The organism is Actinomycetospora sp. NBC_00405, assembly GCF_036044095.1.
Lineage (GTDB): Bacteria > Actinomycetota > Actinomycetes > Mycobacteriales > Pseudonocardiaceae > Actinomycetospora > Actinomycetospora callitridis.
In genome coordinates this window covers 4607831-4620473 of sequence record NZ_CP107938.1, presented here as the reverse complement: position 1 = coordinate 4620473, position 12643 = coordinate 4607831, and the positions used below count along the sequence as shown (strand labels likewise).

General features: G+C 69.0%; 12 protein-coding genes. 7 read left to right on the top strand and 5 right to left on the bottom strand.

Annotated elements, in window-relative coordinates:
- Positions 1 to 297: 297 nt before the first annotated feature.
- Positions 298 to 1173 carry an alpha/beta fold hydrolase gene (locus OG774_RS22775; protein WP_328304591.1) on the top strand — a complete coding sequence of 292 codons (876 nt, stop codon included), beginning with the start codon at positions 298 to 300 and terminating at the stop codon, positions 1171 to 1173.
- A 966-nt stretch (positions 1174 to 2139) separates the two neighbouring features.
- On the opposite strand, the gene OG774_RS22770 is transcribed toward OG774_RS22775, so the two are convergent.
- Positions 2140 to 2361: a hypothetical protein gene (locus tag OG774_RS22770; RefSeq protein WP_328304589.1), complete on the bottom strand. Its 222-nt coding sequence runs from the start codon at positions 2359 to 2361 to the stop codon at positions 2140 to 2142.
- Between the two features lie 306 nt (positions 2362 to 2667).
- Here OG774_RS22770 and OG774_RS22765 point away from each other — a divergent pair, with 306 nt between their 5' ends.
- Complete coding sequence (locus OG774_RS22765; RefSeq protein WP_328304587.1) at positions 2668 to 3357, top strand: haloacid dehalogenase type II; 690 nt, start codon at positions 2668 to 2670, stop codon at positions 3355 to 3357.
- Between the two features lie 547 nt (positions 3358 to 3904).
- On the opposite strand, the gene OG774_RS22760 is transcribed toward OG774_RS22765, so the two are convergent.
- From OG774_RS22760 to OG774_RS22750, 3 genes are all read right to left on the bottom strand, one after another.
- The gene (locus tag OG774_RS22760; protein ID WP_328304585.1) at positions 3905 to 4315 is read right to left on the bottom strand and encodes a VOC family protein; all 411 of its coding nucleotides are present in this window, start codon (positions 4313 to 4315) and stop codon (positions 3905 to 3907) included.
- A gap of 244 nt (positions 4316 to 4559) precedes the next feature.
- Positions 4560 to 5192, bottom strand: coding sequence for a dihydrofolate reductase family protein (locus OG774_RS22755; RefSeq protein ID WP_328304583.1), 633 nt, complete (start codon positions 5190 to 5192; stop codon positions 4560 to 4562).
- Between the two features lie 256 nt (positions 5193 to 5448).
- Positions 5449 to 5991, bottom strand: coding sequence for a hypothetical protein (locus OG774_RS22750; protein WP_328304581.1), 543 nt, complete (start codon positions 5989 to 5991; stop codon positions 5449 to 5451).
- Here OG774_RS22750 and OG774_RS22745 point away from each other — a divergent pair.
- The 3 genes from OG774_RS22745 to OG774_RS22735 all read left to right on the top strand — a co-directional run bounded on the left by OG774_RS22745 (position 5965) and on the right by OG774_RS22735 (position 9596).
- The gene (locus OG774_RS22745) at positions 5965 to 6294 is read left to right on the top strand and encodes a hypothetical protein (protein ID WP_328304579.1); all 330 of its coding nucleotides are present in this window, start codon (positions 5965 to 5967) and stop codon (positions 6292 to 6294) included. The genes OG774_RS22750 and OG774_RS22745 overlap by 27 nt on opposite strands.
- A 1227-nt stretch (positions 6295 to 7521) precedes the next feature.
- The gene (locus OG774_RS22740; RefSeq protein ID WP_328304577.1) at positions 7522 to 8148 is read left to right on the top strand and encodes a TetR/AcrR family transcriptional regulator; all 627 of its coding nucleotides are present in this window, start codon (positions 7522 to 7524) and stop codon (positions 8146 to 8148) included.
- Positions 8145 to 9596: a hypothetical protein gene (locus tag OG774_RS22735; RefSeq protein WP_328304575.1), complete on the top strand. Its 1452-nt coding sequence runs from the start codon at positions 8145 to 8147 to the stop codon at positions 9594 to 9596. Before OG774_RS22740 ends, OG774_RS22735 begins: the two co-directional genes overlap by 4 nt.
- A gap of 205 nt (positions 9597 to 9801) precedes the next feature.
- On the opposite strand, the gene OG774_RS22730 is transcribed toward OG774_RS22735, so the two are convergent.
- Positions 9802 to 10653 (bottom strand): class I SAM-dependent methyltransferase, encoded by an 852-nt coding sequence (locus OG774_RS22730; protein WP_328304573.1) that lies wholly within the window; start codon positions 10651 to 10653, stop codon positions 9802 to 9804.
- Between the two features lie 480 nt (positions 10654 to 11133).
- On the opposite strand from OG774_RS22730, the gene OG774_RS22725 reads away from it, so the two are divergent.
- Positions 11134 to 11955 (top strand): AraC family transcriptional regulator, encoded by an 822-nt coding sequence (locus OG774_RS22725; RefSeq protein WP_328311100.1) that lies wholly within the window; start codon positions 11134 to 11136, stop codon positions 11953 to 11955.
- Between the two features lie 65 nt (positions 11956 to 12020).
- On the top strand, positions 12021 to 12602 hold the full coding sequence (locus tag OG774_RS22720) for a dihydrofolate reductase family protein (RefSeq protein ID WP_328304571.1): 582 nt from the start codon (positions 12021 to 12023) through the stop codon (positions 12600 to 12602).
- Positions 12603 to 12643: the final 41 nt, after the last annotated feature.

Sequence of the window (12643 nt, the reverse complement as noted above, 5' to 3'; positions counted from 1 at the left end):
ACGCACGCCTGAACTGACGTGATCGGCCCTACCCCCGTGTGTGGACGTCGAGCGGGATGGCCCTAAGCGCCACGCACGAGAAGCGGACGGTCAGGCGTTGCGCACCATCACCGACACGCCGTCGCAGAACGTGGGTCGCCGAGCTGTGCGAGATCACAGGCGAACCGAGGGCCCACCCTTGCACGTCGGCCCACCGCGGCACTCGGGCGGACCGCCACCCGCGGACCTCCCCCGTAGCAACTTCAACGGCAAGTCACACACGAGCAACCGCTGCGCACGACCCGTCGGGGAGAAGACATGACGATCACAACATCGACCGTGGAGGTCGATGGAGGCCGGCTCGACGTCGAATCGTGGGGAGACCCGGGCGATCCGACCGTCCTCCTGCTGGCCGGCACCTCCTGCACGAGGGACTGGTGGCCCCCGTCGTTCTGTCACTCGCTCATGGCGAGAAAGGCGCTCGTCATTCGGTTCGACCAGCGCGACACCGGCTCGAGCACGCATTGGCCGGTCGGCGCACCGGCATACGGGCTGCCCGACCTCGTCGATGACGCGATCGCGGTCCTCGACGCACTCGGTATCTCCGACGCACACCTCGTCGGCTTCTCCCAGGGCGGTTGGGTGGCGCAGAACCTCGGGGTGCACCACCCCGACCGAGTAGCCTCCCTCACTCTCGTCGCGACCCGCCCGATCGCGCACGGCCCGGCAGATCCGGACCTACCCGAGGTCACCGGCGGGCTCCTCGCGGCCTGGGACGCGCTCACTGAACCGAACTGGGACGACCCCGCCGCCATCGTCGATTACCTGGTGGAGGGCGAGCGAGTCCTCGCCGGCGACCGTTTCGACGAGTCTGCCGTGCGGTCCGTCTGCGCGGCCGCCGTCGCGCGGTCACGGGAACCCCGAGAGCTCCGATCCATCGACAACCACACGATCATGAACACCGGCCCGCGCTGGCGCGAGGCGTTGGGTCGGATCGTCGCCCCGACCACGGTGCTGCACGGTGCGCTCGATCCACTCTTCCCGCCCCCCAACGGCGAGTCGCTCGCCCAAGAGATCACCGGAGCGGAGTTCCGGCTCCTGCCCGGAGTCGGTCACGAGTTGCCCGAGCGTGCCTGGCTCGCGGTGATTGACGCCATCGCCGATCACTTCGTCGGCGAGTCCGGACCTGCGTGAACCGAAGGCCGACCTCGTACGGCTGGAGCACCGAGCAGCCGCCGGTCGGCGGCTAACGCGGCCGGCGGCGTCGAGTCCGAGCTCGTCGAGGCGGCCCTCTTCGAGCGTGCGCACGAACGGCTCCTAGAACCGACCGATGACCTCGTCGTCATCATGCTTCCTCTCGGTCTCTCGGTCGCACCGAAGCAGTCGGCCTGACCGTCGCGGGTCGAGCTCGCAAGGCTCTGCTTGCGGCCCAGATGACGTCGCAGGTGAGGCTCCCTCGGCAGCTCGGCGCGCTTGTTGCCTGGCTGGTCCGGGCCCGGGCTGCGCTCCGCGGTAGACAGGACTACCGGGGCTGATCACCACGAGCCGCGCAGCTGAGCACAAGCCGATTCCCGGACCTGCTCATCGAGTGGGCCCCGTGGGACTCGAACCCACAACCGACGGATCAAGAGATTCCCGTTCCCTGCCTCACACAGCGACTCTGTTCGCAGAGCCGGCCTCACGGGACTACTCCACGCGCAACAGTTGTCACCGTTGTTCTCCACGATCTGCTCCACGACAAGATCGCCAACGCCCCGTCACCACTCTGGCCGCCGCCGAATGCGGGCGGTGGTTGCCAGCCAGCAGCGGCCTTTCACCGTAGGTCGACCGCTTCGCGGTCCGAGAGGCTCTGCAGGGCGTGCAGCACCAGCGCCGGGGCCACCACGCGCCGTCGTGGGATGAGACCCCGTCTCGCCCATCACCACTCACCCGTCACCGTCTTCGTGACTCGTGGGGACTCTCCTGAGGCCGGTGGCCGTGTCCAGGGCGAAGCGCCTGGCCGCCGTCGCGTCTCCTGCTGCTGCCGGTCGCCACCGTGGTCTCAGGCAAGTCTGTCGGTACCAGCGACGGGCGGATCATCACGGCAGCGAACAACGTGCACCGCTTCGACCGCGGAGCGACGAACCGCGCAGCTCGATCATCCGACAACTGCGCGAACCATCAGCTCAGGCCGTTGCGGGCTCGGACGATCCATGCTGCGGAGCGGTAGTAGACGCCGCGATGCGGAACGTGGTGGGCGACGAGGTCGTCGTGGAGAAGGTGCAGTGCTCGGGCCCGGGTGCCGGCATCGAGGTCGGCGAGCAGCCCGGCGTGCTGGCCGGACTGGAAGGCCACGGCCTGTCGGGAGACGCCGGCGGCGCGGCCGACCTCCGCGAGAGCCACGGGCGCGACGCCGGAACTCCGGCGGGCGAGGTGCAGGCACGAACGACATCCTCCCCGGCGGACCGGGTCCGCCTCAGGCGACGTGTCCGGTCTCAGGGGCCAACCTCACAGTCGGTTTCGCAGTCATCCAGTCGATCATGCGTCGCGGTGCGCGCCCTCGACGCAACGTCGATTTGTCCCGCAGCATCTACTCCGGTGAGACCGGAATCCTTTGCTCGCGAGGCTGGTTCCGCTGTCGATGACGATCACCAAACCGGCCGGTGGCCATACATGCGGCCGCCCGGACGTGGCGAGGAGAACCGCCCGATGCCTACTCCCGCGATCGACGTCGTCGTGTTCGACGTTCTCGGCACCCTCGTCGACGAACCTGCCGGGATCCGCGCTGCTGTCCAGTGCGCGGCCCCTCACTGCGACGAGGGCTCGGTGAAGAAATTGCTCGCCCGGTGGCAGGCCCACGTCGAGAACGAGCAGCAGCGCATCCTCAGAGGCGACCGTCCGTTCGAGCCGAGCGAGGTCCTCGACGGCGAAGCCGCCCAGCTCGTCGCAGACAGCGTCGGCATCACCGACCCCGGCGTGGTCGCGACACTCGCTGCCGCAGGACAGCGCCTCCCACCCTGGCCGGACTCTCAGACCGGGCTGGCCCGCCTGGCCGAGCGATTCCCCCTCATCGGGCTGTCCAACGCCAGCCGCACGGCGCTGCTCGGGCTCAACGCACACGCCGGGTTGCGCTGGCACCAGGCCCTGTCCGCCGAATCCGCCGAGACGTACAAGCCCGCCGCCGCGGTCTACGGCCTCGCCCTCCAGGTCGCCGCCCGCCCACCTGAGCGCCTGCTGATGGTCGCCGCACACGCCTGGGACCTGCGCGGCGCACAGGCCCTCGGCATGCGCACCGCCTACATCGCCCGCCCAGTCGGCGAACCACCGGCGCCCGGCGACCAGTTCGACCTGCACGCCCAAGACCTCGACGATCTGGCCGATCAGTTGGACAAGACCTGATCGTTCACCCTCAAACCACCAGCCGAGGAGTTCGTCCTGCGCTGACCCGCCGAGCATCTCGCGCTGGACGACGCGCTGCACAACGCGCGTGCCGCGCTCGACCACGGCGTGTACGGGCTCGTCGCGCCCGGCCGCCGGTGCTTCCCCAGTGCGACGACCCGGGCCGATCCCGACAGCGGCGCCGGCTCGGCCGGTGCCGCCTCGTGGATGACACTGTCCCAGCGCCGAGGTCATCGGTCGGCTGGCCGGAGAGACCAGCTGCATCACTCTGGTCCGGGCCGTTATCGGCCGCGGCTCCCGTGGCGCCCGCCGGTCCAGCATGACCCCCGCCGGACTGCGGCTCCTTCAGGACCTGCGCCGCAGCCTGCCCGAACCCCACCCCGCTGTGGAACACCGAACCGGCAGGCGCCGACGCGCCGACGCGATCGGGGACGTCGCCCAGACTCACCCCGAACGAGAGGATCTGTACATCTGGGGCTCTACCCGCGCGCGCGACGCGATCAGAACCTCAACCTCGCGCGCCCTGGATCCCTGCCCTTCTTGATTCTCACTTGAACTGCAGGATGGATAGGGAGTTCCCGCCCGGGTCGACGATCCATGCAGCGTACGCGTGCCCGACGTCCGCGACTCCGTCCTCTGTCTTGATCCGGACGATGTCGTCACCATCTGCCGCCCTGTTCCAGGACATGTCGTATTCGAGGATCTCGACACCGCGTGACCGCAGCTGTTCCACCTCCGCCCGCACATCCTCCACGCGCCACGTGGCCTGGTCCTGTTCATCGGCGGTCCCGGTCGTGCTCGCCCCGATCGCCAGACGGCATTCGTTACCGCTCCTGAACCACACGGCGTAGTCGGTCTCGAAGACGATCTCGAGTCCGAGCTTGTTGGCGTAGAAGTCCCTCGACGCTTCGAGGTCAGTCGCCAGAAGGAGTACATCCATTGGATGGTCGCCGAGCATCCTCGTCTCCGCTCGTAGAAGCTATCGGGGGTCAGACCTGGCCGACGATCACGGCAGCCAGCGGTGAGGTGAGTCCGGGCCGCGAGCAAGCAGGTTCTCCCGAATACAGCCCGAGAGCTTCCCACCAGAAAGATCCTCCGCTCAGCGCCCGATCAAGCCTTGCACGCCGAGCGGCGCTGTGAACCAGGCGTGTCGTTCCGGCGGCTGCGGCGGGGATCGAGGGGCAGCCATCTTCCGAAGCGGTTCAGGTAGAGCTTCGGGTGAAGGTCACGTGAGTGACACCGCTCGGTGAAGAGGTGGCCTCGACCTGGTAGCCCTTCTCGAGGCCCTCCAGTCCGTCCCAGAGGCGTACGCCACGGCCGAGGAGGATCGGAACGACCGCGGTGTGCATGTGGTCGACGAGCCCGGCGGCGAGGAACTCGCGGACGGTGGTGGGTCCTCCGCCGATGCGTATGTCCTTGCCGTCCGCGTGTGCGCGGGCAGTCTCGAGCGCCTCGGCGGGCGAGGCGTCGAGGAAGTGGTACGTCGTGCCGCCCTCCATCTCGATCGGCGGGCGCGTGTGATGGGTCAGGACGAAGACCGGGGTGTGGAACGGCGGGTTGGGGCCCCATGCACCCTTCCACTCCGCGTCCTCGTGCCATCCGGGGTGACCGAACTTCCCGGCACCCATGATCTCGGCGCCGATCCCCGGGTCGTGCCGGTGGACGAAGGCGTCGTCGACGCCGCCGCTACCGCCGGGCTGCCACCACCCGGTGGCGAACATCCACCGGTGCAGCCTGTCCTCGGCGTGACCGAAATGTGCTTCGGCGCTCTGACCCTCACCGGTGCCGTAGCCGTCGAGGGAGACTGCGAAGTTGTGGACGCGGACGTGTGTCATCGTTGCTGCTCCTTCTTGATCGGAGGTTTGTCGCTGCTCCGAGCGCCTTCGGTCTTGTGGCCGCGGCAGGCCCTCGGGTCGGCGCGGAATTGTCGCCCGATGATGCGGACGGATATTGTTGTTGTCGGCGCCATCCCTACGTCGCGGGCATCGGAAGCGTCGGCTGCGAGGATCCCCGCGATCACCTGCTGTCGATGTGCGTCAAGCCGAGGAGGCGAACCCGGTTCGACTCCACTCCCGAGGGCGTGGTCGTCATTCAGGCGCTGGCCGCTGCCGGCATGGGCGTCAGCGAGTCCCAGCCGGAGACGAACCAGCGAACGGTGCCAGTCGCGGGGTCGTAGGACCGGCGGCGCAAGGTGCCGATGTTGCCCCCGTAGACGTGAATCCCGATCGTGGTTTCGTCCCCGACAGCGGCGACGGAATGCACGTCGTCGTCGGTGGCGCAGCACACGGTGACCTGTCCGGCTCGCCACACCTGTTCACCGGCCGGGGTGAGTGGTCGGTCGAGCTCGTCGGCAGCGGGCTTGACGTAGCGGTACTCGTGCTCGGCGCCCGAGTAGATACCAGCGACTCCCCAGGTCTCGTGCGAGTGCACCGGGGCACGTTGACCGACGCTCCACACGACAACTGCGAGTGACCAACTGTCGTCGGGAGCGACGTAGAGGCGATAGTTCAGATGATGCTCTCTTGACGGCGTAGTGAGTTCCGAAGGCAGCCGGTAGCCGCTGTCCAGCAGGTTCGACAAGCCCTCGGCGACCCGCCAGGTGATCTCGTGCTCATCGTCGGTGCCGACGACCACGAGTTCTACGTCGTCGATGAACTCCTGCAGGAGGTCGAATCTTCTGGCTCCCCCGGCTACGGGGTTTCGGTCGGACATACTGGCGACCCTCCAGGTGTTGAGGTCATTCCTACGCTCACAGCTTCGATCTACGGATTCTCGTGGGCGGCCGACCTCTCATGCGAGCCGGTCGGTAGCCAAGCCGCCGATCTGACCGGAGGACACCAAGAGAACCCGGTGGCCGTGATCGCCGATCAGGACCGCACGCGGTGCATCAGGTGGGCGACTGAGCTCGCCGCCCCGCAACTCTCCCCGGTCCGGTGAGGACGGACACGTACCCCGTCGGCCGACATGGTGATGTTCCAGACGACGCTGTCGGTGGGGCGTGGCCATGACTGATGCTCCTCGAGAATCGAACGGGCGCCCTCCGGGGCCTGCCCGCCGCGCGGGGACGCGACTGCCGGGCCCTTAGTGTCCGCCGGACACAGTTTCCGAGCCGATACTGTGTCTAGCGGACACAGTTGTCAAGGGGTGCCGCGAGGGGTCGGCATCGATGACGACCAGGGTCGACAGGACGAGGGGCCGACTTCGTCGTGGCGCTACGAGCGGTCGGCGAACCGGCACAGCCCCGGAGCCGAAGCGCTCGTTGAGCGTCGACCGGATCACCGACGAGGCTGCGGCCATCGCTGAGTTCGGCGATATCGACGCGGGACGTGTAGCGGGTGGCCGAACGCCAAGACGTCACGAAGAGATTCCTGGACGTGGCTGGATGATCCCGCCGGTCGGTGGGACGTTGCTCATCACCGCCGGCTCCTTGGGTGTCGAGCGCCTGGTCATCGAGCAGTGGCGCGGCCGGCGGCCGGCGGGATGCGAACCCCGATGCCGATCTCCGCCCGTCGCTTCGAGCAGATTCAGTCCGGACCAGAGGGGCGCCGCGAGCAGCAGGCATGACGGGTGGGCTGCGCGGGTCGCTACTTCGTGGCTCCAAGGTGCCCTCCCGCGCCGATGGTTCGAGCCCGCCTCTCGCTGATCGGGCGAGAAGCGATTCTCTGCCTTCTTCCGGGGCGGTGATGCCGCGCGCATACGACCTGGCAGAAATCCTGTGGATCGTGTCCGACGGAGCTCGGCAGCGTCTCGGCCGCGGCCGCCGTCGGATGTCCCCGCGAGGGGCATCGAGACGGCCGAGTAGGCCGACGGCTGCGTGGTCACCTCGAGTGGGCGTGGCCTACGTGGGCTTCGCGGTCGCCCACCGCGCGCGCTTCGAGGTGATGCACCGCCCTGACCTCTACCACGCCGAAGATCCCCACGGTGCGGGCCGCGCGAGAGCGCTCAGCGAGCCGCTCCACCACGGGGTCGGCGTGGCCCCTGGGCGGACGGGCCGCACCCGACGCCCACCTGGCCCATATCGCGTGGTCGCTGGTGCACAGCTTGCGAGCAGCAGGAGCTCACCGGAGCAGATTGCCCGGGCGCTGGGATCAGCCGCAGCAGCATCTAGCTACGGTCTCGTAGCTTCTATTACATAGCTACGTTGTAGTAGCTATGTTGCGTTCCATGGCAGCTGCCGGTCGACCGGAGAAGGGCCGACGCACGCTCGCCGCGCTCCGCGACGCCTGCCGGACCGCGGTGATCGCCGAGATCGCCGAGACCGGCCTCGGCCGTCTCACCGTCGACGGCGTGGCCCGGCGGGCCGGGGTCGCGAAGACCTCGATCTACCGGCACTGGCCCTCCGTGGAGGACCTGCTGCTCGACGCGCTCGCTCAGACTCATCCGGTCGAGGAGCCCTCGCTCGAGGGCGGGAACCTCCGAGCGGACCTGCTGCGCTCGCTCGAGCAGCTGGTGACCTGGCTCGGCGGGCCCACCTCACCCGCGGTCGCGGCGATCCTGGGGGAGCGCCAGCGCAGGCCGGAGCTCGTCGAAGCGCTGTACAGCCGGGTCTTCGACGCCCACGGCGGGACCTTCACCCGCACGGTCATCGAGCACTACGCGAGGGGCGGCGAGATCGACGCCCACCTGGCCACTCCCGTCGTCGTCGACATCGGCGAGGCGCTGGTGATCAAGCACCAGATCGACACCGGGGGGCTGCCGGGCGTGGAGGCCCTGGAGGAGATCGTCGACCAGGCCATCCTGCCCGCCCTCGGATTTCCCCCACCAGGACCATCCCAAGGAGACACGCGGTGACCATCGAGCCCACACCTCCGCCCGTATCCGTCGAAGTCAGCTGGACCACGGCGGTGGGCACCTCCCGCACGACGCTCACCACCCACATGTGGACTGCCCCGCCGATGCGCCGCGACTCCCCGATCCATGACGCGGCGTTCGACGCGCTCCGCGCTCTGGAGGCCGATCTCGTCCGCTTCCTGCCCTGGTACTCCCACCCGCGCGTCGCCGTCGCGGAGCTCACCCCGCCGACGGACACGGACACCTCCTGGGACTTCACGCTGCTCGACCCGTTCGTCGAGGACTTCATGGCCGCCACTGCGGGACGCCCGGTGGTGGCGAACTTCGCCACGATCCCGAGCTGGATGTTCGTCACGCCGGAGCCTGTGCCCGTCCCGGACGACGCCACCGAGACCCAGTGGAACTACGAGCAGGGGACCGAGCTGCGCGATCCGAGTTGCGCAGAGGTCGCCGACTACTTCCACCGCCTCGCGAGCTGGTATATCGCCGGCGGCTTCACCGATGAGCACGGGTGCCGGCACGAGTCCGGTCACCACTACCGCTTCGCCTACTGGGAGATCCTCTGCGAGCCCGACATCGGTCACCGCATCCCTCCCGAGACCTACACGAAGATCTACGACGCGGTCGTCGAACGCCTCCGGCCACTCGACCCGGAGATGAAGTTCGTCGGGCTGTCGCTGAGCCACGTCCACCACGAGCCCGAGTACTTCTGGACCTTCCTCGACCCCGCCGAGCATGCCAACGGCATCCCGCTCGACGCCGTCTCCTACCACTTCTACGGGTCGGCGGAGATCGCCAACCCGTTCTCCGAGCACGGCAACGCCGCGTACGCGCACTGGCGCGACATCTTCTTCAGCCAGGCGGAGGGGTTCCTTGACCAGGTCCGCTTCATCGACTCGATCCGCCGCCGGCTCGCGCCCGGCACGGCGACGTTCATCAACGAGCTGGGCACCTTCCCGCCCGACATCATGAACCCGGCACCTGAGATCCCCGAGGAGTACTGGGCGCTCAGCGCCGCGGTCCAGTCCTACATCTGGTCACGGCTGGTGGAGCTGGGCGTCGACCTGGTCGGCATCGCCGAGTTCATGGACTACCCGGGAATGATCCCCGGGACGTCGCTGCTCGACTGGGAGACCGGCGCGCCCAACGCCCGCTACCGGGCGCTGGCGCTGCTGCTGCGTCACTTCGGACCCGGCGACACGCTCGTCGCGACCACGACCGGCTTCCCCGGGTTCCCCGACGTCCGCGTCCACGCCCAGGGATACGTCGCCCCGGACGGCACGCGCACGCTCCTACTGGTGAACAAGACAGCCCACCCGGTGACTATCGCCCTGGACCACGAGACAGGTCCAGGCCACCTCGAGCAGATCGGCGCGACGAGCAGCGCGGACGACGACTCGGGCCCCGCCACGCTCGCCCCCTTCGCCACGGCAGCCATGTCGTTCTGACGATCTGGGCGCGGGTTGCGTGCGGGCTTGAGCGGACTGGCTCTGCGCTGCGCCGTGCGCCGCTACGCCGTCCCCGTCGTTGATGTTCGTGGCCGACCTCGGCGCCCTCTACGTGTACCCCAACGGCAGCAGATTCTGGAGCACGGCCACGGTCGTCTTCCTCGCCACCTGCCTCGTCATCACCGGGTGGCGACTGCGCGAACCATCAGTTCAGACCGTTGCGGGCTCGGACGATCCATGCTGCGGAGCGGTAGCAGACGCCGCGATGCGGAACGTGGTGGGCGACGAGGTCGTCGTGGAGAAGGTGCAGTGCTCGGGCCCGGGTGCCGGCATCGAGGTCGGCGAGCAGCCCGGCGTGCTGGCCGGACTGGAAGGCCAGTGCGTCGTCCGGGTCGGCGCCGAGGGTGATCGGGCTCTCCACGCTCACGAGTTCAACGTCCGCGAAGCCGACGTGCTCGAGAAGAGCGTGGACCCGCTCGGGATCGGCGAGCGAGAGCGGGCCAGGCCCCTGCGCCGACGGGAGCGGGGTCTCGCGACCTGGGGTGAGCGCGTCGAGGACCCTGTGCATGAACTCGTTTCGGCCGAAGGACTGCCAGACGAGCAGGACCAGCCGTCCACCGGGTCGGAGCGCGCTGCGGACGTTCGTGAACGCAGCGCGGGGGTCGCTGAAGAACATCGACCCGAGATGGCTGATGGCGATGTCGACGCTGGCCGGGGTGAACGGATGGACCTGAGCGTCGGCCTGGGTGAAGGTGACGTTGCCGATCTGCTCGTCGGCGGCGCGTCGGCGGGCGACCTCGAGCAGGCGTGCGGAGAGGTCCACGCCGTAGGCGTGTCCCCGGTGGGCGCGCCGCGCGGCGTCGCGGGTGCTCTGTCCGGCACCGCAGCCGATGTCGAGCACCTGGTCGTCCGGTTCGACGGCAGCGGCGTGCTCGAGTGTTTCGCGGTAGGCGGGGGCGCCGCGGTCGAAGCGGTCGGCGTTGTCCGCCCAGAACGCACCCATCGGCCCGTTCCAGGCCTGCCACTGCGCGGCGTTCGGGGCGTCGTCGGCGGTCACGTCACACCTTCCGCAGTTACGCAACAAGCCTCGTGTGGAGCATCATCCTGCGGCACCACCGCGCAGGGGAACCGGCAGCGTCTCGGCCGCGGCCGCCGTCGGATGTCCCCACGAGGGTCTGGCCGAGTACCGCACCATCACCGGTCGAGTCCGCCAGCCCGCGCAGCTCCAGCGGGTCACCGTGGGCCACGGCCGGCTCCACTGGTCCTCGGCGAGCTCGACGAGGCCGCGCCGACCTCGAGGACGCCCTACCCACGAGACGCCGCGCCTCGTGCGCCTGGTTGGCGGTGGTTCCGGTGGCGGCGCCGCTCTGGTCCCAGCTCGTGCCATTGACGCGCGCGGCGTAGACGGCCTGCCACTACTGTCAGCCGGCGAGCTGCGCCACGAGCTGGACAGCGCGGCTGGACCATCCCGGCGCGCGATGCCCGGCGGGGCGTCGGCGATGTCGGCGATGCTGTGAGCGTGGAGTACGTGTCCAGAGTGCCGCGACCGCCGCTGGACGGGCTGATAGACGACCTCTACTACCTGGAGGGTGCGCCGCCGTACGCCCGGTTGACGCTGCCGCCGATGCCATCGGCGGTGCTCATCGTCAACCTCGGGGCGCCGTTCCGCATCCGCGCCGGCACCGACATCGAGACGGCCGAGTACGCCGACGGCTGCGTGGTCACCACGCCTACCCGCGCGCTGGAGTTCGGCTACCCACTCCGGACCCGGTCCGTCGGCGTGCACTTCAAGCCGTGGGGGCTGGCGCCGTTCCTGCCGATGCCCGCGGCCGAGCTGTGTGACCGGCCGGTGACGGTAGAGCAGGTTTGGTTCCGGCCCGCCGTTGCTGAGCTGCGAGACCGGCTGGCCATGGCGGACGGACCGCACAAGATGCTGACGCTGCTCGAGGAGGAGCTAGTGCGACGGCTGTGCGAGACCGCCGGCCTGGGGCTGGTCCGCCATACGAGCAGCGTCATCGCGGCGACCAGCGGGGGGGTGGCGATCGGCGACCTGAGCGTGGCAGCCGGTGTCAGCAGCACTCATATGGCACGGCGGTTCAAGGAGCTCATCGGTGTCACGCCGAAGCGGCTGGCCCGCACCTACCGCTTCGCCGCCGCCGTGTTCGCGATCAACCCCGCCGGACCGATCGACTGGGGCTACCTCGCCAGTGGCGCAGGCTACTTCGACCAGGCCCACTTCGGCCACGAGTTCCGCGCGTTCACCGGGCTCACACCGACCCGGTACGTCGAAGTTCGGCGGCGGTTCCTGCGCGAACATCCCGGCCACGCGCTGGACAGCTGGCCGCTGCCGGCCGATTGATTTCTTACAAGAGCGACAGCTCACGACACGCTAACTTGGGGCGCCCCTGAGCAGAGGAGAGCCTCGTGGGCACGGTGGTCTTGTACAACTCGGTGTCGGTGGACGGCTTCGTCGCCGACGAGCACGACCAGCCCGGGCCGCTGTTCGACTGGTTGGTCAGCGGTGACGTTCCGTTGGACGAGAGCGGCGAGATAAGGGTGTCGCAGACGTCCTACGACTACACCCGGCCGTACTGGGACCAGATCGGGGCGACAGTCGTCGGCCGCCACGTCTTCGACATCACCAACGGCTGGGACGGGAAGCCCCCGGGCGGGATCGACCATGTGGTCGTCGTGACGCACCGGCCGGAGCCCGAAGGCTGGGACCCCGAGGCGCCGTTCCACTTCGTCGACGGCGTCGAGGCCGCCGTGGCCAAGGCGCAGGAGCTTGCGGGTGACCGCATCGTGGAGGTCGCCGCCGGCGACGTCGGTGGCCAGGTGCTCGCCGCGGGCCTGATCGACGAGGTGCGCATGGACGTCGTCCCCGTCGTGTTCGGGTCCGGCAAGCGCTACTTCGGGTCGGTCCACGCGCAGCACCTGTTGGAGGATCCAGACGTGGTGACTCAAGGCAACCGGGTGCTTCACCTGCGCTATCGAGTGCGCCGTTGACCGATCTGAGCGGATACGCGACGAAGTCCACCGCGAACGGT